Source organism: Rhizobium sp. UGM030330-04 (assembly GCF_003208455.1).
In the GTDB taxonomy this organism is placed as follows: domain Bacteria; phylum Pseudomonadota; class Alphaproteobacteria; order Rhizobiales; family Rhizobiaceae; genus Agrobacterium; species Agrobacterium rhizogenes_A.
This window is the reverse complement of the sequence record NZ_QKML01000012.1, coordinates 82,365-106,619: the sequence shown is the minus strand read 5'-3', so window position 1 is coordinate 106,619 and position 24,255 is coordinate 82,365. Positions and strand designations below refer to the sequence as shown.

Below are 24,255 nucleotides of genomic sequence, written 5' to 3'. Positions count from 1 at the left end.
GTCTCCGGTTTTGTTGTAAATCCTTCAAGAATCCGGCATTCAGAAGATGTTGATCCAAAAGCCGGGCGGTTGCTTGTACAATATGAGCGGCGAGTCCAACAGGAGATATTGCATGTTTGTCAGGACGCTTGGTTTCGTTGCCGCAACAGGGCTTATGACCGGCCTGTCAAACGCTGCCAATGCCGTGCCGGTCACGGTTCCCGATCTCGTCGCCCATCGCGCCGTCTACGATCTCGAACTCAAGGATGCGTCTGATCGCTCCGGCATCGAGGGCATGACAGGCCGCATGGTCTATGAATTCACCGGCTCGGCCTGTCAGGGTTACAAGACGGATTTCCGCTTCGTGACGCAGATCAACACCGGTGATGCGGTTCGCATGACCGACCAGCAGACCACGACTTTCGAGGATCTGGCCGCGAAGAAATTCACCTTCGAGACCAAGTCCTACACTGACGACAAGCTGGACAAGGAAGTGCAGGGCGCTGCGACTGACGGCACCGATGGCGTGAAGGTCGATCTGACCCGTCCGGATGCCCGTCAGGTCAATCTCGTCGCCAGCGAATTCCCGACCCAGCATATGTTTCAGGTCATCGAACATGCCAGGCAGGGAAAGCGCATTTTCGAATCGCGGATATTCGATGGTTCCGATGATGGCGATGAAAGCCTGATCACCTCGACACTGGTCGGCAAGTCGCAGATGCCGAAGGATGGCGACGCGGACGCCGGCAAGGCGGGCGACTTCGCCAAGGCGGCATTCTGGCCGGTGACGATCGCCTATTACAATGACAAGACCGGCACCGACGCCCTGCCGATCTACCGCATGTCGTTCAAGCTTTACGAAAACGGAATCACCCGCGATCTGACGATGGATTACGGCGATTTCGTTCTGACGGGGAAGCTTGCGAAGCTTGATATCCTCAAGCCCGAAACCTGCGAAAACAAGCCTGTCCGCTGAAAGGCGGCTATTTCGCCGGTTTTTTCGCATAAATGCTTGCATTTTCATGCGGGCGACTGTATGCGGCTCACCATTCCACACGCGAAGCTTGGGATGTTCCGGGAGAAATCCGGTCCGTTCCGCCCGGTGGTGTCGATGAAAATCGGCGCTGTTCGCTTCGCGGGGGTTAAACCGGAAAAGGAGTAACAAGGCATGGCATTGCCCGATTTTTCTATGCGTCAGCTTCTGGAAGCTGGTGTTCACTTCGGCCACCAGACGCACCGCTGGAACCCGAAGATGAAGCCGTACATCTTCGGCGACCGTAACAACATCCACATCATCGATCTGGCTCAGACCGTTCCGATGCTGTCGCGCGCCCTGCAGGTCGTGTCCGACACCGTTGCCCGTGGCGGCCGCGTTCTGTTCGTCGGCACCAAGCGTCAGGCGTCCGAAATCATCGCCGACAGCGCAAAGCGTTCGGCCCAGTACTACGTCAACTCCCGCTGGCTCGGCGGCATGATGACCAACTGGAAGACCATTTCGAACTCGATCCAGCGTCTGCGCAAGGTTGACGAAATCCTGAACTCGGAAGGCTCCGGCTACTCCAAGAAGGAACGCCTGAACCTTGAGCGCGAGCGCGAAAAGCTTGAAAAGGCTCTCGGCGGTATCCGCGATATGGGCGGCGTTCCGGACCTGATGTTCATCATCGACACCAACAAGGAAAAGATCGCGATCGAAGAAGCCAAGCGTCTTGGCATTCCGGTCGTTGCGATCATCGACAGCAACTGCGACCCGGACCACATCGATTACCCGATCCCCGGTAACGACGATGCCTCGCGCGCCATCTCGCTTTACTGCGACCTGATCGCCCGCGCTGCCATCGACGGTATTGCCCGTCAGCAGGGCGCTTCCGGCCGCGACATCGGCGCTTCTGAAGAAGCTCCGATCGAGCCCGCTCTCGAAGACGAGGCTGGCGCCTGATATAGGCCCTGTCTGGCGGCGATTTCTTGTCGCCGTCTCCTCAACCAGGATATGACAAGGCCGTCAAAGACCTTCAGCGGGTTGACGGCCTTGTTCGTTTCAGACTGCTCCGCCACGTTTTCAGGAAACCGCTGGCGTCCGATGTAGTTGAAACGGAAGGCAGTCTTCATAACGCTGTCACACTTCGGCGGCACCCATCATTTCGATGTATGGCGACGCCGCAGCACTTGGGAATGCGCATGCCCCTTCTCGGAACCTTGCCGGTTTCAAAGGGTGTGCGGCCGGGTACAGTCATCACCCAGAACTTCGGCACGGCAAATTCCGCCTGCTGACCGATCGAACCGATAAGAGGCACACAATGACCGAAATCACAGCCGCAATGGTGAAGGAACTGCGCGAGAAGTCCGGCGCAGGCATGATGGACTGCAAGAAGGCTCTTGCTGAAACCAATGGCGACATGGAAGCGGCAATCGACTGGCTGCGCGCCAAGGGCATCGCAAAGGCCGACAAGAAGTCCGGCCGCACGGCTGCCGAAGGTCTGATCGGCGTCGCCACCATGGGTCACAAGGCTGTTGTTGTCGAACTCAACTCCGAGACCGACTTCGTTGCCCGTAACGACGCGTTCCAGGATCTCATCCGCGGTATCGCCCAGGTTGCCCTCACCACCGACGGCACCGTTGAGGCTGTTTCCGCCGCCAACTACCCGGCGACCGGCAAGAACGTTTCCGACAGCATCAAGGACGCCATCGCCACCATCGGTGAAAACATGACGCTGCGCCGTTCTGCAGCGCTTGAAGTTCCGCACGGCGTTGTCGCGACCTACATCCACAACGCTGCCGGCGACGGCATCGGCAAGCTCGGCGTTCTCGTCGCGCTGAAGTCGGAAGGCGACAAGGCAGTTCTGAACTCCATCGGCCGCCAGGTTGCCATGCACATCGCTGCGACCAACCCGCTCGCCATCCGCGCTGAAGAAGTCGACGCCGCCGTTGCAGAGCGCGAGCGCAACGTCTTCATCGAGCAGGCCCGCGAATCCGGCAAGCCGGAAGCCATCATCGAAAAGATGGTTGATGGCCGCATGCGCAAGTTCTTCGAAGAAGTCGCCCTTCTGTCGCAGGCTTTCGTCATCAACCCCGACCTGACCGTCGGCGCTGCCGTCAAGGAAGCCGAAAAGGAAGCCGGCGCGTCGATCGAAGTGACGGGCATGGTTCGCCTGCTGCTCGGCGAAGGCGTCGAGAAGGAAGAAAGCGATTTCGCAGCTGAAGTCGCAGCCGTCGCCAAGGGCTGATTATATTTACCCAATCTTGGGAAAACGGGAGGGCATCGCGTGACAACGCGGTGCCCTTCGTGTATCCGCGTTTCGGTTACATTTCCGAGGAGTCATGATGTCTTCCAAGCCGATCTACAAACGTGTTCTTCTCAAGGCTTCCGGTGAAGCCCTCATGGGTGATCAGGGTTTCGGTATCGATGTGGCGGTGGCCGACCGTATCGCCTCCGATATCGCCGAGGCGAGGGCGATGGGCGTTGAAGTCGGCGTTGTCGTCGGCGGCGGCAATATTTTCCGCGGCGTGGCCGTGGCCTCCAAGGGGGGCGACCGCGTTACCGGCGACCATATGGGCATGCTGGCAACCGTCATCAACGCGCTGGCGCTTGCAACCTCGCTGCGCAAGCTCAACATCGACACCGTCGTTCTCTCCGCAATCGCCATGCCTGAAATCTGTGAGAGCTTCTCGCAGCGCGCCGCCCTTCACCATCTGGCCCAGGGCCGCGTGGTAATTTTTGCCGGTGGCACCGGCAATCCGTTCTTCACCACCGATTCCGCCGCAGCGCTTCGCGCCGCCGAAATGGGCGCCGAGGCGATCTTCAAGGGTACCCAGGTGGATGGCATCTATTCCGCCGATCCGAAAAAGGACCCGACGGCCACCCGTTTCGACGAGCTGACCCATAGCGAAGTGCTCGGCAAGGGACTGGCGGTCATGGATATCGCCGCTGTCGCGCTTGCCCGCGAAAACCATATCCCGATCATTGTTTTCTCGATCCACGAGAAGGGTGGTTTCGCGCAGATATTGACCGGCGGCGGCCGCAAGACCATCGTGCACGACAAGTAATCCAAAAACGATGCCGCCCCCGGGGGCGAATTACGGCCGCGATGGCCGACAAGATGGAGTATCAAGATGAGTGGTGTTGACCTCAACGATATCAAGCGCCGTATGGACGGCGCCATCAATGCATTCAAGAGCGATATCGCATCGCTTCGCACCGGCCGCGCTTCGGCCAATATTCTCGATCCGGTGACCATCGAGGCTTATGGCTCGCGCGTGCCGCTCAATCAGGTCGCGAACATCACCGTTCCCGAGCCGCGTATGCTTGGCGTCAACATCTGGGACAAGTCGATGGTCAATGCCGTCGACCGCGCGATCCGCGAATCCAATCTCGGTCTGAACCCCATTGTGGATGGCCAGAACCTGCGCATCCCGCTGCCTGAACTCAACGAAGAGCGCCGTAAATCGCTCGTCAAGGTGGCTCATGACTATGCCGAAAAATCCAAGGTGGCGATTCGCCATGTGCGCCGTGACGGCATGGATGGTCTGAAAAAAGCCGAAAAGGACGGTGACATCGGTCAGGACGAAAGCCGTGGACAGTCTGAAAAGGTCCAGAAAATGACCGACGACACGATTTCGGAAATTGACCGCTTGCTTGGCGAGAAGGAAAAGGAAATCATGCAGGTCTGATATCGCTTGCGATAGACCTGTATTTTATTCGTTTTAATTCCGCTTCCTGTTACTGGATCGATATGCCGACGACGACACGTTCCTCCATACCCGAGCACGTCGCCATCATCATGGATGGCAATGGACGCTGGGCAAAACAGCGCGGTCTTCCGCGCGTGATGGGGCATCGCCGCGGTGTGGAGGCGGTGCGCGAGACCGTGCGCGCGGCCGGCGATTGCGGCATCAGCTATCTCACGCTGTTCGCCTTCTCATCGGAAAACTGGCGCAGGCCCGAATCCGAGGTGAGCGATCTGATGGGGCTCCTGAAGGCCTTCATCCGTCGCGACCTCGCGGAACTGCATCGCGAAAACGTCCGCGTTCGCATCATCGGCGACCGGCAGGGACTGAAAAACGATATTCGCTGCCTTCTTGAAGAGGCTGAACAGATGACGGCTGGCAACACCAAGCTGACGCTGGTGATCGCCTTCAATTATGGCAGCCGCGACGAGATTGCCCGCGCCACGGCGGCGATCGCCCGCGATGTCGCCGAGGGCCGTCTGGATGCCGCATCGATCACGCCGGAGATGATTTCGGCAAGACTCGACACTTCGGGTATGCCGGATCCGGATCTTATCATCCGCACCAGCGGCGAAGAGCGGTTGTCGAATTTCCTGCTCTGGCAGGCGGCTTATTCCGAGTTTCTGTTCGTTCCCGAATATTGGCCCGACTTCGATCGTCAGCGGTTCTTTTCCGCAATCGAGCAATATGCAACGCGTGATCGCCGTTTCGGCGCTCTCACCGAGCAGATTGCCGTGGCAGGCGCCTGATGAGCCGTGAACTCAGACTGCGGATCGTCTCCGCAATCGTCATGGCGGCGGTCATTCTGGCCGCGACCTGGTATGGCGGTATTCTGTTTCGCATCGTGGCCGGTCTTCTGGCGATCCTCATCTATTATGAGTGGTCGACGATCACCCGTCTGTCGGAGACCAATTCGACCGGCAATGCCTGGGGCTGGTTTGCGGTTGCGGTCATCGCCGGCAACACGATTTTCGGCGAACCTTCGCTCGATCTGCCGTTGCTCTCCGGCTTTACGCTGACGGCGGCGCTTTTTCCCGTCCTGCGTGGCAGGAACTGGTGGCTGGTGGGCGGCATCGTTTATGCCGGCCTGAGCGGCATATCGCTCGCGGCCATCCGCGGTGATGAGCTGACCGGCTTCGTCTCCATCCTGTTCATTTTCGCTGTCGTCTGGTCGACGGATATCCTTGCCTACTTTGTCGGGCGTGCGATTGGCGGGCCGAAGCTTGCGCCGGCGATCTCGCCGGGCAAGACCTGGTCCGGGGCGATCGGCGGGGCCACGGCGGCGCTGATCGGCGGCGCGGCCGTATCTCTGGCCTATCACGGCCGCATCAGTGTGCTGGTGCTCGGGCTTGCGCTGATCCTCTCCATCTTCAGTCAGATCGGCGATCTCTTCGAATCCTTTGTGAAACGCCGTTTCCAGGTCAAGGATTCGAGCCATCTTATTCCGGGCCATGGCGGTTTCATGGACCGTGTTGACGGTCTTGTTTTCGCCTGCTTTACGGTATTCCTCATTGCTTTCGTGCATGCTGCGGCAACCGGCGACGTGCCCGGATCGGGTGGCGGTCTGCTACCGGGCTTTTAAGCGGCGCGAAAGGTCACGACATAAAGGGCAGATTGTCATGAACACAGTAATGGCGGCGACCGGTTTTCTGACCGGCTATATCGTGCCCTTTATCCTGGTGCTTTCCCTGCTCGTTTTCGTCCATGAAATGGGCCACTATCTCGTCGGCCGCTGGAGCGGCATCCGCTCCACCGCCTTTTCCATCGGCTTTGGTCCCGAACTGATCGGCTTTACCGACCGGCATGGCACGCGATGGAAGATCTCCGCGATCCCGCTCGGCGGCTACGTCAAGTTTTTCGGTGACGAGGATGCGGCAAGCAAGCCCGACAGTTCCGGCCTGTCGCATATGTCGCTGGAGGAGAGGGCGCAGACGCTTGCCGGCGCGAAACTCTGGAAAAGGGCGGCAACGGTTGCCGCCGGTCCCATCGCCAACTTCCTTCTCGCGATTCTCATCTTCGCGGTTCTGTTCGGCGTCTATGGCCGGATGATCGCCGACCCGGTTGTGGCCGAGGTGCGTGAAAACAGTGCCGCCGCCGCCGCAGGCGTGCTTGCGGGCGACCGTCTGGTCGCGATCGATGGCGAAAAGGTCATGACCTTCGAGGATGTCCGCCGTTATGTCGGCATCCGTCCGGGCACGCCGATCACGGTGACTGTCGAAAGGGCAGGCGAGGAACTGAAGCTTCCCATGGTTCCGACCCGCACGGAAACCACCGACCAGTTTGGCAACAAGCTGGAAATGGGCATCATCGGCATCGTCACCGATCAGACCAGCGGCAATTTCCGCCATATCGAATATTCGCCGTCCGAGGCGCTGCTGGAGGGTGTGCGTGAGACGGGTCACGTCATCACCGGCACGTTCAACTATATCGGCAATCTCGTGACCGGCCGCATGAATGCCGATCAGCTGGGTGGTCCTGTCCGCGTCGCGCAGGCATCCGGCCAGATGGCGACACTCGGTATTTCCGCCGTCATCCAGCTTGCCGCCGTGCTTTCAGTGTCGATCGGACTCCTGAACCTGATGCCTGTCCCGGTTCTGGACGGCGGACATCTGGTGTTTTATGCCATCGAGGCCATCCGTGGCCGGCCGCTTGGCGCCGGCGCGCAGGAAGTGGCCTTCCGTATCGGCATGGCGATGATTTTGGGTCTTATGGTTTTTGCAACATGGAATGATATCAGCAGCTTGATTGGCTGAGGATAGTGTTTTAACGGTTTTGTTAGGGGCTTGTTTACCTTGTTTTTATGCCGAAGTGGCGAATGAGCCACTCTGGATCACGAAGTAAACAGAATTTAACGTTCTGACTTGCTTGTAGGGGAAAAGCAGGTAAAACGACGCACATGGCCGGAGTCGGGTTCCGCCCGCTGAGGGACAACGTAAAAAGGTAAGAATTGAAATGAAGGCTGGTTCAAGATTTTTGAACGCTGTGTCGGCGGTTGCGCTGTCTGCTGGTGTTTCTTCGGTTGTGGGCCTTGGCGTGCTTGCCTCTGCCGGCGTTGCACAGGCAGCCGTTATCAGCAGGATTGATGTTCGCGGGGCCGAACGGTCCGGTGCGGACGCCGTGCGTTCCAACATCACCATTGCGCCGGGTAAGAACTTTTCCAATTCGGACATCGATGAATCGGTGAAGCGTCTTTACGCCACCGGTTATTTCTCGAATGTCTCCATGCGCGTCTCCGGCAGCACGCTGGTCGTGACGGTCAACGAGAACCAGCTCGTCAACCAGGTGGTCTTCAACGGCAACCGCAAGATCAAGGACGACAAGCTCGCCGGTATCGTGCAGACGCAGCCGCTCGGCCCGTTCAATCAGGCAATCGTGACGGCGGATATCGCCCGCATCAAGGAAGCCTATTCCGCGATCGGTCGCAGCGACGTTGAAATCACCACGCAGACCGTGTCCGTTGGTCAGGGTCGGGTGAACATCGCTTTCGTCATCAACGAAGGTGAGCGCACCAAGATCGGTCGTATCGATTTCGTGGGCAACAATGCCTACAGCGACGGTCGTCTGGCCGCCGTCATCAACACCAAGAAGTCCAACATGCTGTCGTTCCTGACGCGTAAGGACGTTTACAACGAGGACAAGCTGCGCGCCGACGAAGAGGCGCTGCGCCAGTTCTATTACAACCGTGGTTATGCGGATTTCCGCGTCGTCTCCTCCGAGGCGGTGCTGGACGAATCCAAGAATGAATACAACATCTCCATCACGGTCGACGAAGGCCAGCGTTACAACTTCGGTAACGTTGCGGTCGAATCGACGGTTCCGGGTGTTGACGGTTCCGAGCTGCAGGGTCTGGTTGAGACCCGCCAGGGCGCAAACTACAGCGCCAAGGAAGTTCAGCAGAGCATGGAAGCGATTTCCAAGCGTGTTGCCGGCGAAGGTTATCCTTTTGCCCGGGTTACGCCGCGCGGCGACCGTGACATGTCCGGCAACACCATCGGTGTGACCTATATCGTCGACCAGGGCGAGCGCGCTTACGTCGAGCGCATCGAAATCCGCGGCAACACGCGTACGCGTGATTATGTCATCCGCCGCGAATTCGATATTTCCGAAGGCGATGCGTTCAACCAGACCGTCATCACGGCTGCAAAGCGCCGTCTTGAAGCGCTCGGTTACTTCTCCAAGGTCAATATCTCGACCGCCGGCGGCAGCGCGCCTGACCGCGTGGTGATCGTTGTCGACGTTGAAGACCAGTCGACGGGTTCGTTCGGTATCGGTGCGGGTTACTCGCAGAACGACGGTGTGTTGCTCGAAGCCTCCATCGAAGAAAAGAACTTCCTCGGTCGTGGCCAGTACATCCGTGTTGCCGCTGGTGCGGGCGAGGATGATGCCCGTAGCTACACGCTGTCCTTCACCGAGCCCTATTTCCTCGGCTATCGTCTTGCCGCAGGTTTCGATCTGTTCAAGAGCCAGAGCCGCAGCGAAGATTATTACGACTACGACGAGCAGGGCTTCACGCTGCGTGTGACCGCGCCGATTACTGAAGACCTTTCTACGACGTTCAAGTACACCTACAAGCAGATCAACTATGATGGCGAAGGTGATTGGCAGAACAACTCCAATCTTGCCGAGCCCTATCAGGATCTGATCAGAGGTGGTGACTGGACGCAGTCGATCATTTCGAACACCCTGAACTACAATACGCTCGACGACCGCAACATGCCGCGTGAAGGCTGGCAGGCTGCCCTGACGAACGAATTCGCTGGCCTCGGTGGTGATTCCGAATATTACAAGATTTACGCCAAGGCTCGTTTCTTCTACACGCTGTCTGACGAATACGATGTTATCGGCTCGCTTACCGGTCAGGCTGGTCACGTCATGCCGACGGGCGACAATCTTCTGGTCTTCGATCAGTTCAAGTTCGGTGGTCGTCAGGTTCGTGGCTTCAAGAACGACGGTATCGGCCCGCGCATCGGTTCCGACTCCATCGGCGGCACGACGTACTTCGCGGCTTCTGCTGAAGTCTCGGCTCCGATGCCCGGCATTCCGGAAGATTTCGGCCTGCGTCTTGCTGGCTTCGTCGATGCCGGCACCATGTATGGCAACAAGGTGTCCACCACCCAGACTGTCAAGGATGACAACTCCATCCGCGCGTCCGCTGGTATCGGCGTAATGTGGGCTTCGCCCTTCGGCCCGATCCGTGTCGACTACGCTGTGCCGATCGCCAAGGAAGACTACGACGAGGAACAGCGTTTCCGGTTTGGCATGTCCAACACTTTCTGATATCGGCAGTCCAGAACTGCAACTTTGAACGTTCTGGAGTTTCCGGCTGATGGAATACAACGCCTTTTTTCCGCCCCACGAGGGACTGCGATTGAAAGACATCGCAGACCGTTTTGGGGCGGAACTGTCTGATGAGACGGCAGGAGAACGGGTCATTCGGTCCGTTGCGCCGGTCTATCGGGCAAAACCCGATCAGCTCTGCTATATTCTTTCGCGCAAGAACCGCGATGAGCTGCAGACCTGCGATGCTGGCGCCGTTATTTGTGACGCGGCGCTTGTAGACATGCTTCCGTCCCACATCCCCGCCCTGATATCGAAAAATCCACATACGCTTTTTGCGCAGGTGGGTGCCTTGCTGCATCCTGCCGCCATGCGTCCGGGTCCGATAGCGCGAATGGAAGCCGAGATTTCTCATGCAGCGCATGTCGATCCATCCGCGAAGCTTGAGGCGGGTGTCGTCGTCGAGGCGCTTGCCGTGATTGGAGCCGGCGCCCATATCGGCGCTGGCACACGGATCGGCCCCGGCGTCATCATCGGGCAGGATGTGCAGATCGGGCGCGATTGCACCATTGCCGGCGGCGCAAGCGTTCTTGCAGCGCTCATCGGCAATAATGTGATTATCCACAATGGTGCCCGCATCGGCCAGGACGGTTTCGGTTATGCGCCGGGTCCGCGCGGCATGCTGAAGATCGTGCAGATCGGCCGGGTCATCATTCAGGACAATGTCGAGATTGGCGCCAACACCACGGTCGACCGTGGCACCATGGATGATACTGTCATCGGCGAAGGCACCAAGATCGACAATCAGGTCCAGATTGGCCACAACGTTCGCATCGGCCGCCATTGCGGCATCGTCAGCAAGGTCGGCATTGCCGGCAGCACCCGCATCGGCGACGGTGTGATGATTGGCGGCGCGGCCGGCATCAATGGCCATATCACTATTGGCGACGGCGTGCAGATCGCGGCGATGAGCGGTGTTGTGGCGGACGTGCCGGCAGGCGCCCGTTATGGCGGAACGCCTGCGCGTCCAATGAAATATTTCCTGCGCGATATGGCCGAGATTCTGGCACGCGCTGAAGGGCGTGATAAAAAAACAGGAGAGAAAAACAATGACTGACGAAACGAAGACGCTCGGCGCGGCTGACATTCTGGAAGTCATGAAGCTTTTGCCGCATCGTTACCCATTCTTGTTGATCGACAAGATCATCGATATCGATGGTAACAATTCGGCGATCGGCATCAAGAACGTCACGGTCAACGAACCGCATTTCACCGGCCATTTCCCGGACCGGCCGATCATGCCGGGCGTTCTGATCGTCGAAGCCATGGCCCAGACGGCAGGTGCGATATGCGCTCGCAGTCAGGGTGAGGGCGGTCATCTGGTCTACTTCATGACGATCGACAACGCGCGTTTCCGCAAGCCCGTGATCCCCGGCGATCGTCTGGAAATCCACGTCGTCAAGCAGCGTCAGCGCGGCAATGTCTTTAAATTCCATTGCGAGGCGAAGGTGGACGGTGCTCTGGTGGCGGAGGCCGATGTCGGCGCCATGATGATCCCCGAGGATCAGCAATGAGCACGATTGCCGCCTCGGCCAGAATTCACCCGACCGCCGTCATCGAAGACGGTGCGGTGATCGGTGAAAACGTCGTCATTGGCGCGCTGAGCTATGTCGGCGCGAAAGTCACGCTGCACGACGAGGTCCGACTGCACAATCATGCCGTCGTTTCCGGCCTGACCGTCATCGGTCGCGGCTCGGTCATCCATTCGATGGCGGTCATCGGCGGTTCGCCGCAGGCGGTTCGCCACGACGGTTCGGAAACGACGCTCGAGATCGGTGAACGCTGCGTCATGCGCGAAGGCGTGACGATGAATGCCGGCAGTTCCGATGGCAGCGGCAAGACCATTGTCGGTGACGATAATCTGTTCCTTGCCAATTCGCATGTGGCGCATGATTGCCGTCTTGGCAGCCACATCATCCTGTCGAACAATGTGATGCTGGCGGGCCATGTCACCATTGAGGATCGCGCCATTCTGGGCGGTGGTTGCGCCGTGCACCAGTTCACCCGTATCGGCCGCCAGGCCTTCATCGGCGGACTTTCGGCGGTCAATTATGACGTCATTCCCTATGGCATGCTGAATGGCAATCCCGGCATTCTCGGCGGCCTCAATGTCGTCGGCATGACCCGCGCCGGTATCGAGCGCGCCGATATCCACAAGGTCAGGCGCGTCTACAAGGCGATTTTCGAGGCTGAGGGCACGATCCGCGGCAATGCGGCGGCCATCGACCGTAACGACTATCTGGATTGCCCGCAGGCGCTTGAAGTCATCGATTTCATCGGTGCGGATAGCGACCGCGCGATCTCTTCGCCCAACCGGGGCAAGTGAGCCGTGACAGGCGGCGGGCGTCTCGCCATTGTGGCCGGCAGCGGCCAGCTGCCGCTCTATGTGGCGGCCGCCGCCCGCGAGATGGGCGAAAACCCGTTCATTGTGCGGCTGCGCGATGATTCCAGCTTCGACTGGAGCGGTTTCGACAATGCCATCATCAGTGTCGGGGATGTTGCCGGGCTTGGCCGGTTGCTGCGGGAGAATCGTGTAGACCGCGTCGTCCTTTCCGGCGGCGTGGCGCGGCGGCCGGAGTGGCGCGAAATTCGCCCCACAATCGGCATCGTGCTGAAACTTCCCTCCATCGTTCGCACGCTGCTGTCGGGCGGCGACGACACCGTTCTGCAGATGGTCATCAAGATCATCGGCACGCTTGGTGCAAGGGTCATCGGTGCACACGAGATCGCACCCGGGCTGCTCGCCACCACCGGTGTTTTGGGCACTCAGAAACCCACCGACGAGGATTTTCGCGATATACGCAAGGCGGCCGACGCGGCGCTTGCGCTCGGCACGCTGGATGTGGGGCAGGGGGCGGTCTCTGTCGGTGGCCGCATCGTGGCCCTTGAAGGTGTCGAGGGCACGGATGCCATGCTGGCGCGTGTCGCGGCGCTGCGCGCTGAAGGTCGTATATCGCCCCGTCGCAGGGGGGTGCTGGTCAAGCTCTGCAAACCACAACAGGATGTGCGCGCCGACCTGCCGACAATCGGCATCGAAACCGTGGAAAACGCCCGGAAAGCCGGGTTGGCGGGTATTGCCGTCGAAGCCGGCCGGGCGCTTGTGCTCGATCGCGACGCGATGTTGAAAGCCGCCGATCAGGCGGGCATATTCGTCTGCGGCATCGATACGTCACTTGATGGAGACATGATTGGCGGGGATATGAGCGCATGACGGCGACATTAAAAGTGGCGGTTATCGCCGGCGAGGTATCCGGCGATCTTCTCGGCGCGGATCTGATCCGCGCGCTCAAGGCCCGGTATGCCGGTCCGATCGAGCTGGTGGGTGTCGGCGGTGAGGCGCTGGAGGCGCAGGGGCTGGTGTCGCTGTTCGATTATTCCGAACTCTCCATCATGGGCTTCACGCAGGTCTTGAAGAAGCTGCCGAAGCTCATTGCGCGGATCAACCAGACCGCTCAGGCCATCGCGGCTGCGAAGCCTGATATTCTGCTGATCATCGACAGCCCGGATTTCACCCATCGCGTTGCGAAAAAAGTCCGCCGGCAATTGCCGCATCTGCCTGTTGTCAATTATGTCTGCCCCAGCGTCTGGGCCTGGAAGGAATATCGCGCCACCGCGATGCTGTCCTATGTCGATCACGTTCTGGCCCTGCTGCCCTTCGAGCCGGAAGCCATGCGCCGTCTCGGCGGCCCGCCGACGACCTTTGTCGGTCATCGCCTCAGCGTCGACCCCGATGTACTCTCCGTACGGCAGAAGCGCGCGGAACGCTCTCTTCCGGCCGATGGCCAGCCGAAGACCATTCTTCTGCTGCCGGGATCGCGCTCCACTGAAACGACGCGGTTGATGGAGCCGTTCCAGCAGGCGGCAAAGGCGTTTGTGGAACGCAACGGCCCCACCCGGTTCCTGCTGCCCACTGTGCCGCGCCAGGAAAACCGTATCCGCGAACTGGCCGCAACATGGCCGGAAGAAATCAGGCCGCAAATCGGCGCCGACCCTGCATTCAAGTGGAATGCCTTCGCGGAGGCCGATGCGGCAATCGCCGCCTCCGGAACCGTCATTCTGGAGCTCGCACTCGCCGGCGTACCGACGATCTCGGTCTACAAGACCGACTGGATTTTCACCATGCTGAGCAAGCGGGTGAAAACCTGGACCGGCGCATTGCCAAACCTGATTGCCGACTATGCCGTCGTCCCGGAATATTTCAACGAGGTGGTACGGGCAGGTTCGATGCTGCGCTGGGCTGAGCGCCTGTCTCACGATACCATCGAACGCCGGGCGATGCTGGAAGGTTATGCGCTGGTGCAACGGCGTTTGCAGACGGATGTGCCTCCCGGTGAAACCGGTGCGGCCATTCTTCTTGACGTCCTGAAAAGCAAAAAATAGCCCCTCGGGAAAACCCCATTCGCCGCGTCTTCAGCTGCCGGAACACCCATGTGCCGGCAAAGGATGCTGGCTGCCGTCCTGCCGCTCCTGCAGGCAGGCAAGGGATCGATTTTACTGCATTTGATCGTTGGAACGGCAGGCAGCTGACCATCGGGCGGTTCGCAACCCTGGAATTTTCGTCTGGCACACCGCTTGCTTTCAATCTTGTATGCAAGATAGCCATACATCCGAAAGCGCCCAGAGCGCGGTAGAAGACGCCATCATCTCCGGCATTTTATCCGCGCGCATCCGCCCGGGAACCCGCCTCAGCGAAAACCAGCTGGCCAGCCTTTTCAGTGTGTCGCGCACGCGCATCCGCGAGGCGATGATGCGGCTGGAGACGCGCGGCATCGTCACCGTCAGCCCGCGCCGGGGCTGGTTCGTGGTGGAGCCTTCCGCCGAAGAATCCATCAAGGTCTATGAGGCGCGTCGCATCATAGAATATGGGCTCTTGCGCAATCTTTCCGGCGTCAGCCAGGAAGGCATCGCCATCCTCGCCGATCATCTCGATGAGGAGAAGGCGGCGATTGCCAAAGGCGACCGCCAGCGCCTGACCTGCCTGATGGGCGATTTCCACATCCGCATCGCGGAAATCGCCGGCAACGACATCATCGTCGAAACGCTGCGCGACCTGACAGCGAGAACCATCCTCATCTCCATGCTCTATCAGTCCGATTTCCATGCGCAGCAATCGCATGATGGGCATTGCCGTATCTTTGACGCGATCAAGGCTGCCGATTTTCATGGCGCCGCCGAACTCGCCATCCGCCATCTCGATGAAGTCGAAACCGGTCTCGATCTCACCCGCAGGCCGGATCCGCTCTACGAGCTTCGCAATTCCCTTTCACTTCAGCCTCTTTCCTCAAGCCCCAAGGAGTAATTCCCAATGATTTCCAGACGTTCATTGCTTGCCATCGCCGCGATTTCCGCAACGCTCGGTTTTTCGCCCGCAGCCTTTGCGGATGCGCTCGGTGATATCACCTCACGTGGCACGATCCGCGTTGCCGTCCCGCAGGATTTCCCGCCCTTCGGCAGCGTCGGCACGGATATGGCTCCGCAGGGTTATGATATCGACGTCGCCAATCTGATCGGCGAAAAACTCGGCGTGAAGGTTGAACTCGTGCCGGTGACCAGCGCCAACCGCGTTCCCTATCTGCAGACCAACAAGGTCGACCTCGTCATTTCAAGTCTCGGCAAGAACCCGGACCGTGAAAAGGTCATCGACTTCTCCACCGCCTATGCGCCCTTCTTCAACGGCGTGTTCGCTCCGGATTCGGTTGCCGTCACCAAGGCGGAAGATTTGTCCGGCAAGACCGTCGGTGTCACCCGTGGCGCTGTCGAGGATCTGGAGCTGACGAAGGTGGCGCCTGCCGATACGACCATCAAGCGCTACGAGGACAATAACGGCACGATCTCCGCCTTCCTCGCCGGCCAGGTGGAAGCCGTCGCCACGGGCAATGTCGTAGCCGCCGCCATTCTCGCCAAGAACCCGCCAAAGCGTCCCGAGCTTAAGTTCCTGATCAAGAATTCGCCCTGCTATATCGGCCTGAACAAGGAACAGCCGGCGCTGCTTGAAAAGGTCAACGCCATCATCGCCACCGCAAAGACCGATGGTTCGTTGAACACGATCGCGCAGAAATGGCTGAAAACCGACCTGCCCAAGGATCTCTGAGCAACCCGGCAAAATGCATGCGTCGGCCTCGCCTTGAGGTGGGACCGGCGCATGGTTTGTCCTCGCCGAAAGGAAGCATCGGGTGAAATACACATTCGATTTTGGATGGCTTCTCGACTATTATCCGCAGATTGCCAAAGGCATCGCCGTTACGCTGGAATTGATTGCCATCGGCGGCGTTCTCGGCATCGCCCTCGGCATCGTCTGCGCCTGGGTGCGCGCGCTCGGGCCCAAATGGCTGCGGCCGCCGGTCGCGACCTATGTGGAGCTCATTCGCAATACGCCATTCCTCATACAATTGTTTTTTATCTTTTTCGGCCTGCCGTCGCTTGGCCTGCAATTGTCGGAACTAAGCGCCGCCAACATCGCCATGGTGGTCAATCTCGGCGCCTATAGCTGCGAAATCATCCGCGCCGGTATTCAGGCAACGCCGAAGGGGCAGTTCGAAGCGGGGGCAAGCCTTGCCATGACGCGTTTCGAAACCTTCCGGCATGTAGTGCTGGTGCCTTCACTGCAACGCATCTGGCCCGCTCTTTCATCGCAGGTGGTGATCGTCATGCTCGGCTCGTCGGTTGTCTCGCAGATCGCCGCCGAGGATTTGACCTTCGCGGCCAATTTCATCCAGTCGCGCACCTTCCGCGCCTTCGAAGCTTATATGGTCTCCACCGTCATTTATCTCGTGCTGGCCATTCTTCTGCGGCAGGTGCTTGTCATGGGCGGTAATCTCATCTTTCCACGCCGGAGTGTCCGATGATCGAATTCTCCACCTGGGATATTCTCAGAAACCTGCTGCTCGCCACGCGCTGGACCGTGCTGCTCTCGCTCGTATCCTTTGCGGGCGGCGGCATGGTGGCGCTGCTTCTGCTGTTCATGCGCATTTCCCGGAAAAAATCGATGCGGGCTTTCGCGCGTTATTATGTCGAGCTTTTTCAGGGCACGCCGCTTTTGATGCAGCTCTTCATCGCCTTTTTCGGCCTTGGCCTGTTGGGCATCGACGTGCCGGCCTGGCTGGCTGCGGGCCTGACGCTGATATTGTGGGCGGCAGCCTTCCTGACTGAAATCTGGCGCGGCTGCGTCGAATCCGTCGCGAAAGGCCAATGGGAGGCATCGGCAAGCCTTGCCATGGGCCGCCTGCAGCAGATGCGTTATGTCATCCTGCCGCAGGCCATGCGGGTCGCCATTCCGCCGACCGTCGGTTTCTTCGTGCAGGTCATCAAGGGAACGGCCGTGACTTCGATCATCGGTTTCGTGGAACTGTCCAAGGCCGGCACGGTGGTCACCAACGCCACCTTCCAGCCCTTCACCGTTTATGGCCTCGTCGCCCTCATCTATTTCGCGCTGTGCTGGCCTCTGTCGAAGAGCAGCCAGATCCTCGAAAGGAAGCTCAATGTCGCTCATCGAAATCACTGAAGTCCGTAAAAGCTATGGCAGTAACGAGGTTCTGAAGGGCATTAATCTCGATGTGGAGCCTGGTGAGGTCATCGCCATCATCGGCAAGAGCGGATCGGGCAAGTCGACCTTGCTTCGCTGCATCAACGGGCTGGAGACGATTTCGGCCGGTTCCATATCGGTCGCCGGCGCGCAGCTTCTCGAAGACGATCTGCATCTGAAAGCCCTGCGACTGAAGGTCGGCATGATCTTCCAGCAGTTCAACCTCTTCCCGCACCAGACCGTCGGCGGCAACGTCATGCTGTCGCAGACCGTGGTGAAGAAGACGCCGAAACCGGAAGCGGAAGCCGTTGCCCGCAAGATGCTGGAACGGGTCGGGCTGGCGCATAAATTCGATGCCTATCCCGATGAATTGTCGGGCGGCCAGCAGCAGCGCGTCGCCATTGCCCGCGCGCTCGCCATGCAGCCGATCGCGCTGCTCTGCGACGAAATCACCTCGGCGCTCGATCCCGAACTGGTTGCGGAAGTGCTGGCCGTGGTGCGCGAACTCGCCGCCGAGGGCATGACGCTCCTGATGGTGACGCATGAAATGAAATTTGCGCGCGACGTCTGCTCTCGCGTCGTCTTCATGCACGAGGGCAGGGTGCATGAAATCGGACCGCCGGAAGAGGTATTCTCCAATCCCGCAACACCCGAACTCAAGCAGTTCCTGGGCGTTGCGGCGCGCCACTGAGAACCATTCGGATGTTCAACAAAAAAGGCCGGCGGGTGAAAACCTGCCGGCCTTTGATCTTAGAGGGTTTCGCGGCTTAGCGCTTGGAAACCGGAACGTAGTCGCGCTTGCCGGCGCCCGTGTAGAGCTGGCGCGGACGGCCGATGCGCTGCTGCGGATCTTCGATCATTTCGTTCCACTGGGCGATCCAGCCGACGGTGCGGGCGAGAGCGAAGAGAACGGTGAACATGGTCGTGGGGAAGCCGAGCGCCTTCAGCGTGATGCCCGAATAGAAGTCGACATTCGGGTAAAGCTTCTTCTCGACGAAGTAGGGGTCGGAAAGGGCGATCTTTTCCAGTTCCAGCGCGACCTGCATGATCGGATCGTCGGAGTTGCCGGTGGCTTCCAGCACTTCGTACATCGTCTTCTGCATGATCTTGGCGCGCGGGTCGTAGTTCTTGTAGACGCGGTGGCCAAAGCCCATCAGGCGGAACGGGTCGTTCTTGTCCTTGGCGCGGGCGATATATTCCGGAATGCGGTCAACCGTGCCGATTTCGTTGAGCATGTTGAGCGCCGCTTCGTTGGCACCGCCGTGAGCCGGGCCCCAGAGGCAGGCGATGCCAGCCGCGATACAGGCGAACGGGTTCGCACCCGAGGAGCCGGCAAGACGCACCGTGGAGGTGGAGGCGTTCTGCTCGTGATCGGCATGCAGGATGAAGATGCGGTCCATGGCGCGGGCCAGAACCGGATCGACCTTGTATTCCTCGCACGGCACGGCAAAGCACATGTGCAGGAAGTTGGAGGCGTAATCGAGATCGTTCTTCGGGTAAACGAAGGGCTGGCCGATATGGTACTTATAGGCCATGGCGGCGATCGTCGGCATCTTGGCGATCATGCGCAGCGAAGCGACCATGCGCTGGTGCGGATCGGTGATGTCGGTCGAGTCGTGATAGAAGGCCGAGAGAGCGCCGACCGTGCCGCACATGACGGCCATCGGATGCGCATCGCGGCGATAGCCGGTGAAGAAGCGGCTCATCTGCTCATGCACCATGGTGTGGCGCGTGACGCGGGTGTCGAAATCCTTCTTCTGCGCGGCCGTCGGCAGTTCGCCGTAAAGCAGCAGGTAGCAGGTTTCAAGGAAGTCGCCCTGTTCGGCAAGCTGCTCGATCGGGAAGCCGCGATGCAAAAGAACGCCTTCGTCACCGTCAATATAGGTGATCTTGGATTCGCAGGAGGCCGTCGACGTGAAACCCGGGTCGTAGGTGAAGGAGCCCGTGTGTTTGTACAGCGTGCCGATATCGACGACGCTCGGCCCGATCGTGCCTTCCCTGACCGGGAGTTCGACCTGTTTATCGCCAAGTGTCACTGTAGCGCTTTTTTCCGTCATACTGATCCTCCGAAAACATGCGGGTGGGGGCGTTGAGACACGCCCCGCGGTTAAGCGTCTACCGATTAGCTATATGATCCTTGCGCCGATGCCAAGCTATTCGAAGGTCAAATTGTGCATTGCGGCAAACGCAATTACGCTGCCCGCGGCTTTATCGGCCACGGCAATTCAATCTCGGTCAACGCACCGTTAAAGGAAGGGATTGCAATCCTCCGCGCCTGCCTGCAAACCTGTTTCCGGTGCGGCAGGGGCGCAGCGCGGATTGCTTGATCAAGGGGAAAAACAGCATTTCGGATATGCCGAAACGATGCGGGGCACCTTGCCCGGCACGCATGAAATCCTGTTTCCCGTTTGTCGCACCGGCGATGTCGCTGCCTACGATCTGCCGGCTCCTGTTTCCCGGCGCGGGCTGAAGGCCGCCATCGTCGAAAAACTCGCCGCCTGTCTCGCCGAGGAGCGGGCATTCGGCCATGGTTTCCTGTTCATTCCCGTCATGATCGGCTGTGGCGCGATCCTGTGGTTTTCTCTGGATGTCACGCCATCTTCGTCCGTTCTGGCAATCGCATTCCTGCTTGCCGCCGGTCTGGCACTTTTTCGTCGATACGATACCGGCCTGTCGGCGGCGAGTTGCAGCATCGTCGCTTTTCTGTTGCTCGGCATGCTTCTGGCCGATCTCGAAACGAGGCGTGCCGGCACCGTGGTGCTGGATACACCCGTTACCACCACCATCACCGGCACGGTGACACGCCGGGAGGTCGATGCGCGTGGCGACTGGCGATATATGGTGAGACTTGTCGCGACGGAGGCGCCGAAACTGTCACGCCCGCCGGAAAGGGTATCGCTGCTTGCGCGCGGCGGCGGTGAGCCGGTCGCACTTGGCGCCACCATTCGCGGCAAGGCGCGGCTTTCGCCGCCCTCCGGTCCGGCCCTGCCGGGGCTGAATGATTTCGCTTTCGCCTCCTACTTCAAAGGCGTGGGCGCGACGGGATTTTTCTACAAGCCGCCCCGGATGATAATGTCACCGAAAAGTGATGTTGCGGCTGCGACAGGTTTGCTCGAATGGGCCGATATGCGCCTTTATGGCCTTCGCAGCGCCATTGCCGAACGCATCCGCGGCACGATTGGCGGCGATGCCGGCGCTTTTGCCGCCTCCATAGTCACCGATGAGAGACAGGCCATATCGGCCGGAACCATGGAAGCGCTGAGGCTTTCCGGCCTTGCGCATATCGTCGCCATATCCGGGCTCAACATGGCGCTGGCCGCCGGCATCTTCTTCGTCGGCCTTCGGCTGGGTTTCAGCCTGTTTCCCGCCTTTGCGCAGCGCTGGCCCGTGAAGAAGATTTCGGCTTTCGCCGCTCTCCTGATGACGCTCGCCTATTATCTGATTTCCGGTTTTGCCGTCTCTGCCGAACGCGCCTGGCTGATGATGTCGGTGATGCTGATCGCTGTCCTTTTCGATCAACCCTCGCTCAGCCTCCGGAATGTCGCGCTTTCCGCCTTGGTCATTCTTGCGCTTTCACCTTCGGAAATCATGGGGCCGAGTTTTCAGATGTCCTTTGCCGCGACCATCGCGCTGGTATCCGCCTATGCCTGGTGGAGCCTCCGGCGCAGCGATCACGAGCGGCTGTCGATCGGTCGCAGACCGGCATGGATGAGGGCAGGGGAAACGGCAGGGGCCATCATCGGTGGCGTCATCGTCACATCGCTGATTGGCGGGCTTTCGACAGCGATCTATTCGGCCGAACATTTCCACCGTGTCACCACCTATGGACTGTTCGCCAATCTGGCCGCCATGCCGCTGATGTCGCTGGTCGTCATGCCTTTCGGTCTCGTCGCCATGCTGCTGATGCCTTTCGGGCTCGATGCCCCGTTCCTGAAGGTTATGGGATATGGCATGGCGCTTGTCATCGAGGTTGCGGGGGAGGTCGCGTCCTGGGGTGGCAGCGCTGCGACAGGTCGGCCGCATGGCTGGTTCATCGGTCTTGCTTCCTCCGGTTTCCTGCTGCTGACATTGCTGCGCAGCCGGCTGGCCCTGCTTGGCATCCCGGTTCTGCTCGTCGCTTTCGGGCTATCGGCGACCATGGCCTATCGCGATGCGCCGGACCTGCTCATTCACGAGGACGGTGAACTGGTCGCGCTGCTGGAGGATGGCAAGGTCTATACAACAAAGACACGGCCGCAGGGTTTCGTTTATGGCCAGTGGCAAAGAGCATTGCTCTTACCGGAACAGCCCGTGCCGCCGGCCATCGTCAAAACCGGGACGGCACCGACCCGTGTGGCTTTCGCTGCAAGGCCGAAACTGACCTCGCAGGAGCTGAGCACCGTTGCACGGCAGATGACGGCGGCCCTGAAAGATGCCGAGCCGGGTGTCTTCACCTGCATGAGAGGCATATGGTGCGTGGCGCGGGCGGGCAGCGGCGAATGGATCGTCGTTCTTGAGGACGGCCGGTTTGCCGGAAAAGCCTGCGACATCGCCGATATAGTCGTTGTTTCCCGCAGAACCTCGTTTTCGCAGTGCCGCTCGGGAGCGTTGCTGCTCAACCGTGATATTCTGCGGCGTATCGGTTCGGTGGAAATGAACTTTGCGGGCAGCGAGCAGTCCGCGGTGGTCGGAAGGCTGCGCGCAGCCATCGCAGGGGCGGACAGGCCGTGGAGCGAACACCGCTATTATGACTGGAAGAGCGGCCGTTTCGAGCACGATGTACCCGAAAAGGTCCGGCAGTTGCTGGCGACGTCGCAGTGACCATCGCCAGCACAGGTCCTCAGGCCTTCAGGCGAAGATCGGCAGTCAACTCGCCAATACCGCCGATCTCCTCTTCATGCGCCGTATCGCGCCAGATTTCCTTCAATCCGGCCTCATACCATTCGCGCATGGCGGGCAGGGCGAGCAGCCGGTCGCAATAGGTTTTCGCGCCCGGTGAAAGATCGGCACCGTAGGTCTGGAAACGGAATGCGACAGGGCAAAAGAAAGCGTCCACCGCCGTGAATTTCTGACCGGCAAGGTAGGGGCCGCCGAATTTTGTCAGCCCTTCGCTCCACAGCGTATCGATGCGCTTGATATCGGCCGCAAGCCCGGCATCGCCGCCTTTCGGCTTGACCCGAATGCCGACCGACATCGGATAGAGATTGCGCAGCGAGGAAAAGCCGGCATGCATTTCGCTCGCAGCCGAACGCGACCATGCCCGGGCCTGCTTGTCGCTCGCCCAGATACCCTGATGTCTTTCCGCCAGATATTCGGCGATCGACAGCGATTCCCATATCGTCACTCCCTCGTCGACAAGGCAGGGCACCTTGCCCGTCGGCGAAAAGTTGGAAAAGGCGACGCCTTCGCCGAACGGAACGAGTTTCTCATCGAAGGCGATACCGAGCGTGCGCATCAGGACCCACGGCCGCAGCGACCATGAGGAATAGTTCTTGTTGGCGATATAAAGATCATACATGGCTTGTCTCCCGGATATGACGCGCATTTCTATACCTGTCGGAGCGCTGCGGAATATCGAAAATAATCCATGGCACCCATAAACGCCTTTGATGAGTGGCGGCGGGCTGCTCAACGATCAATGTCAGCATTCAAGTGACGGATGGGCGTCAAGCCCATCACGCAGGCCGGATACCTCGCAGCGTTACCGAAATTCCATGCGGATGACGCACGGAACGCAACAGGCCGGGCTAAAATCGAAGCCGCAATATCATATGAAGACCGCAACCGATGCTCAGCGGTACGGAATGAAACTGCTCCCGGGATGAATGTGTCAGCCCGGTTTCCGCATAGTCAGCCAACGAGCGAAATTGCCGCCATCCTCAATGGATGTCTCTTCACCAGGGCGATGTTCGCCCCGAGAAGATGGCGGCCTGTACGGATCAATGGTAACGGCGGATCAGTCCGACCAGTTTGCCCTGAATTTTCACCCGGTCCGGCCCGAATATGCGGGTCTCATAGGCAGGATTGGCCGCTTCCAGCGCGATGGAGGCGCCCTTGCGGCGGAAGCGCTTCAGCGTCGCTTCCTCGTCATCCACCAGCGCCACGACAATATCGCCGGGGCTGGCGGTATTGCCATTGCGGATGATGACGGTGTCACCATCGAAAATGCCGGCCTCGATCATCGAATCGCCCTTGACCTCGAGAGCGTAATGTTCGCCCGAGCCCAGCATGTCCACCGGTACGGCCACATCATGGGTATTGTTCTGGATGGCGGAAATCGGAACGCCGGCGGCAATACGGCCCATGACCGGCACGGTAACGGCGCCGCCGAGATCGTTGGCGGGCGCCTTGGGGGCAGGGGCCGGTTCCGGCGCTTTTGGCTTGCCGAGACTGCCTTCGATGACGCTCGGTGAAAAGCCGCGCTGCGGCCGCGCACCCGGCGTATAGGCCTCAGGCAACTTGATCACTTCCAGCGCTCGCGCCCTATTCGGTAGCCGGCGAATGAATCCGCGCTCTTCGAGGGCGGTGATCAGCCGGTGGATGCCGGATTTGGAGGCAAGATCGAGTGCGTCCTTCATTTCATCGAAGGAGGGCGGCACGCCGGACTCTTTCATTCGTTCATGAATGAAGAGAAGCAATTCCTGCTGTTTGCGCGTGAGCATGAGGAAAACACCCTTGAGAATCGTAGTGGAGATCGCGAAACAAATACAGAACGA

The 24,255-nt window shown here is 59.6% G+C and carries 23 protein-coding genes; 20 read left to right on the top strand and 3 right to left on the bottom strand.

Annotated features, from left to right (window positions below):
- The first annotated feature begins 112 nt into the window (after positions 1-112).
- The 19 genes from N434_RS18555 (at position 113) to N434_RS18465 (ending at position 18,251) form a co-directional block, all read left to right on the top strand.
- The gene (locus N434_RS18555; RefSeq protein ID WP_110759813.1) at positions 113-955 is read left to right on the top strand and encodes a cell envelope integrity EipB family protein; all 843 of its coding nucleotides are present in this window, start codon (positions 113-115) and stop codon (positions 953-955) included.
- Positions 956-1,147: 192 nt separating this feature from the next.
- Positions 1,148-1,915, top strand: a complete 768-nt coding sequence (gene rpsB / locus N434_RS18550) for a 30S ribosomal protein S2 (RefSeq protein ID WP_003502558.1) — start codon at positions 1,148-1,150, stop codon at positions 1,913-1,915.
- Positions 1,916-2,273: 358 nt separating this feature from the next.
- On the top strand, positions 2,274-3,200 hold the full coding sequence (gene tsf, locus N434_RS18545) for a translation elongation factor Ts (protein WP_065115508.1): 927 nt from the start codon (positions 2,274-2,276) through the stop codon (positions 3,198-3,200).
- 97 nt (positions 3,201-3,297) lie between these two features.
- Complete coding sequence (pyrH, locus tag N434_RS18540) at positions 3,298-4,020, top strand: UMP kinase (protein ID WP_065116199.1); 723 nt, start codon at positions 3,298-3,300, stop codon at positions 4,018-4,020.
- A 66-nt stretch (positions 4,021-4,086) separates the two neighbouring features.
- Positions 4,087-4,644, top strand: a complete 558-nt coding sequence (frr, locus tag N434_RS18535) for a ribosome recycling factor (RefSeq protein WP_065115509.1) — start codon at positions 4,087-4,089, stop codon at positions 4,642-4,644.
- A gap of 62 nt (positions 4,645-4,706) precedes the next feature.
- Positions 4,707-5,450, top strand: coding sequence for an isoprenyl transferase (locus N434_RS18530; protein WP_065115510.1), 744 nt, complete (start codon positions 4,707-4,709; stop codon positions 5,448-5,450).
- Entirely contained in the window at positions 5,450-6,283 is an 834-nt protein-coding gene (locus tag N434_RS18525) for a phosphatidate cytidylyltransferase (RefSeq protein ID WP_065115511.1), read from the top strand. Before N434_RS18530 ends, N434_RS18525 begins: the two co-directional genes overlap by 1 nt.
- Before the next feature lie 49 nt (positions 6,284-6,332).
- Positions 6,333-7,454 (top strand): RIP metalloprotease RseP, encoded by a 1,122-nt coding sequence (rseP, locus tag N434_RS18520; protein ID WP_162883108.1) that lies wholly within the window; start codon positions 6,333-6,335, stop codon positions 7,452-7,454.
- A 199-nt stretch (positions 7,455-7,653) separates the two neighbouring features.
- The gene (gene bamA / locus N434_RS18515) at positions 7,654-9,978 is read left to right on the top strand and encodes an outer membrane protein assembly factor BamA (protein ID WP_065115513.1); all 2,325 of its coding nucleotides are present in this window, start codon (positions 7,654-7,656) and stop codon (positions 9,976-9,978) included.
- Positions 9,979-10,027: 49 nt separating this feature from the next.
- Complete coding sequence (gene lpxD / locus N434_RS18510) at positions 10,028-11,095, top strand: UDP-3-O-(3-hydroxymyristoyl)glucosamine N-acyltransferase (RefSeq protein WP_110759812.1); 1,068 nt, start codon at positions 10,028-10,030, stop codon at positions 11,093-11,095.
- On the top strand, positions 11,088-11,552 hold the full coding sequence (gene fabZ, locus N434_RS18505; RefSeq protein ID WP_065115515.1) for a 3-hydroxyacyl-ACP dehydratase FabZ: 465 nt from the start codon (positions 11,088-11,090) through the stop codon (positions 11,550-11,552). The genes lpxD and fabZ overlap by 8 nt, the downstream gene beginning before the upstream one ends.
- Positions 11,549-12,364, top strand: a complete 816-nt coding sequence (gene lpxA, locus N434_RS18500; protein WP_110759810.1) for an acyl-ACP--UDP-N-acetylglucosamine O-acyltransferase — start codon at positions 11,549-11,551, stop codon at positions 12,362-12,364. The genes fabZ and lpxA overlap by 4 nt, the downstream gene beginning before the upstream one ends.
- Positions 12,365-12,367: 3 nt before the next feature.
- Complete coding sequence (locus tag N434_RS18495) at positions 12,368-13,249, top strand: LpxI family protein (RefSeq protein WP_181424012.1); 882 nt, start codon at positions 12,368-12,370, stop codon at positions 13,247-13,249.
- Complete coding sequence (gene lpxB / locus N434_RS18490) at positions 13,246-14,418, top strand: lipid-A-disaccharide synthase (protein ID WP_110759808.1); 1,173 nt, start codon at positions 13,246-13,248, stop codon at positions 14,416-14,418. Before N434_RS18495 ends, lpxB begins: the two co-directional genes overlap by 4 nt.
- A gap of 208 nt (positions 14,419-14,626) precedes the next feature.
- Positions 14,627-15,337 (top strand): GntR family transcriptional regulator, encoded by a 711-nt coding sequence (locus N434_RS18485; protein ID WP_110759806.1) that lies wholly within the window; start codon positions 14,627-14,629, stop codon positions 15,335-15,337.
- Positions 15,338-15,343: 6 nt separating this feature from the next.
- The gene (locus N434_RS18480; RefSeq protein ID WP_110759805.1) at positions 15,344-16,129 is read left to right on the top strand and encodes a transporter substrate-binding domain-containing protein; all 786 of its coding nucleotides are present in this window, start codon (positions 15,344-15,346) and stop codon (positions 16,127-16,129) included.
- Between the two features lie 82 nt (positions 16,130-16,211).
- Positions 16,212-16,883: an amino acid ABC transporter permease gene (locus N434_RS18475; RefSeq protein WP_110759803.1), complete on the top strand. Its 672-nt coding sequence runs from the start codon at positions 16,212-16,214 to the stop codon at positions 16,881-16,883.
- A complete protein-coding gene (locus N434_RS18470) occupies positions 16,880-17,539 on the top strand; it encodes an amino acid ABC transporter permease (RefSeq protein ID WP_065115521.1) in 660 nt (219 codons plus the stop codon). The genes N434_RS18475 and N434_RS18470 overlap by 4 nt, the downstream gene beginning before the upstream one ends.
- Positions 17,517-18,251, top strand: a complete 735-nt coding sequence (locus N434_RS18465; protein WP_035217484.1) for an amino acid ABC transporter ATP-binding protein — start codon at positions 17,517-17,519, stop codon at positions 18,249-18,251. Before N434_RS18470 ends, N434_RS18465 begins: the two co-directional genes overlap by 23 nt.
- Before the next feature lie 76 nt (positions 18,252-18,327).
- Here the strand turns inward: N434_RS18465 and gltA are convergent, their stop codons facing one another.
- Positions 18,328-19,617: a citrate synthase gene (gltA, locus tag N434_RS18460; protein WP_065115522.1), complete on the bottom strand. Its 1,290-nt coding sequence runs from the start codon at positions 19,615-19,617 to the stop codon at positions 18,328-18,330.
- 307 nt (positions 19,618-19,924) lie between these two features.
- Between gltA and N434_RS18455 the strand changes: the two genes are divergently transcribed.
- The gene (locus N434_RS18455) at positions 19,925-22,360 is read left to right on the top strand and encodes a ComEC/Rec2 family competence protein (protein ID WP_110759886.1); all 2,436 of its coding nucleotides are present in this window, start codon (positions 19,925-19,927) and stop codon (positions 22,358-22,360) included.
- A gap of 19 nt (positions 22,361-22,379) precedes the next feature.
- Here the strand turns inward: N434_RS18455 and N434_RS18450 are convergent, their stop codons facing one another.
- Positions 22,380-23,057, bottom strand: coding sequence for a glutathione S-transferase family protein (locus tag N434_RS18450; protein ID WP_110759802.1), 678 nt, complete (start codon positions 23,055-23,057; stop codon positions 22,380-22,382).
- 421 nt (positions 23,058-23,478) lie between these two features.
- Positions 23,479-24,201, bottom strand: coding sequence for a transcriptional repressor LexA (gene lexA, locus N434_RS18445; protein ID WP_065115524.1), 723 nt, complete (start codon positions 24,199-24,201; stop codon positions 23,479-23,481).
- Between the last annotated feature and the right edge of the window lie 54 nt (positions 24,202-24,255).

What these genes read in the sequence shown, in the direction of transcription:
- rseP (WP_162883108.1), top strand. Translation starts at nt 6,333, where the DNA reads ATGGCGGCGACCGGTTTTCTGACCGGCTATATCGTGCCCTTTATCCTG.
- lexA (WP_065115524.1), bottom strand. Translation starts at nt 24,201, where the DNA reads ATGCTCACGCGCAAACAGCAGGAATTGCTTCTCTTCATTCATGAACGA.
- tsf (WP_065115508.1), top strand. Translation starts at nt 2,274, where the DNA reads ATGACCGAAATCACAGCCGCAATGGTGAAGGAACTGCGCGAGAAGTCC.
- N434_RS18530 (WP_065115510.1), top strand. Translation starts at nt 4,707, where the DNA reads ATGCCGACGACGACACGTTCCTCCATACCCGAGCACGTCGCCATCATC.
- lpxB (WP_110759808.1), top strand. Translation starts at nt 13,246, where the DNA reads ATGACGGCGACATTAAAAGTGGCGGTTATCGCCGGCGAGGTATCCGGC.
- N434_RS18525 (WP_065115511.1), top strand. Translation starts at nt 5,450, where the DNA reads ATGAGCCGTGAACTCAGACTGCGGATCGTCTCCGCAATCGTCATGGCG.
- bamA (WP_065115513.1), top strand. Translation starts at nt 7,654, where the DNA reads ATGAAGGCTGGTTCAAGATTTTTGAACGCTGTGTCGGCGGTTGCGCTG.
- pyrH (WP_065116199.1), top strand. Translation starts at nt 3,298, where the DNA reads ATGTCTTCCAAGCCGATCTACAAACGTGTTCTTCTCAAGGCTTCCGGT.
- fabZ (WP_065115515.1), top strand. Translation starts at nt 11,088, where the DNA reads ATGACTGACGAAACGAAGACGCTCGGCGCGGCTGACATTCTGGAAGTC.
- N434_RS18455 (WP_110759886.1), top strand. Translation starts at nt 19,925, where the DNA reads ATGCGGGGCACCTTGCCCGGCACGCATGAAATCCTGTTTCCCGTTTGT.
- gltA (WP_065115522.1), bottom strand. Translation starts at nt 19,617, where the DNA reads ATGACGGAAAAAAGCGCTACAGTGACACTTGGCGATAAACAGGTCGAA.
- N434_RS18450 (WP_110759802.1), bottom strand. Translation starts at nt 23,057, where the DNA reads ATGTATGATCTTTATATCGCCAACAAGAACTATTCCTCATGGTCGCTG.
- rpsB (WP_003502558.1), top strand. Translation starts at nt 1,148, where the DNA reads ATGGCATTGCCCGATTTTTCTATGCGTCAGCTTCTGGAAGCTGGTGTT.
- lpxD (WP_110759812.1), top strand. Translation starts at nt 10,028, where the DNA reads ATGGAATACAACGCCTTTTTTCCGCCCCACGAGGGACTGCGATTGAAA.
- N434_RS18465 (WP_035217484.1), top strand. Translation starts at nt 17,517, where the DNA reads ATGTCGCTCATCGAAATCACTGAAGTCCGTAAAAGCTATGGCAGTAAC.
- lpxA (WP_110759810.1), top strand. Translation starts at nt 11,549, where the DNA reads ATGAGCACGATTGCCGCCTCGGCCAGAATTCACCCGACCGCCGTCATC.
- N434_RS18485 (WP_110759806.1), top strand. Translation starts at nt 14,627, where the DNA reads ATGCAAGATAGCCATACATCCGAAAGCGCCCAGAGCGCGGTAGAAGAC.
- frr (WP_065115509.1), top strand. Translation starts at nt 4,087, where the DNA reads ATGAGTGGTGTTGACCTCAACGATATCAAGCGCCGTATGGACGGCGCC.
- N434_RS18470 (WP_065115521.1), top strand. Translation starts at nt 16,880, where the DNA reads ATGATCGAATTCTCCACCTGGGATATTCTCAGAAACCTGCTGCTCGCC.
- N434_RS18480 (WP_110759805.1), top strand. Translation starts at nt 15,344, where the DNA reads ATGATTTCCAGACGTTCATTGCTTGCCATCGCCGCGATTTCCGCAACG.
- N434_RS18555 (WP_110759813.1), top strand. Translation starts at nt 113, where the DNA reads ATGTTTGTCAGGACGCTTGGTTTCGTTGCCGCAACAGGGCTTATGACC.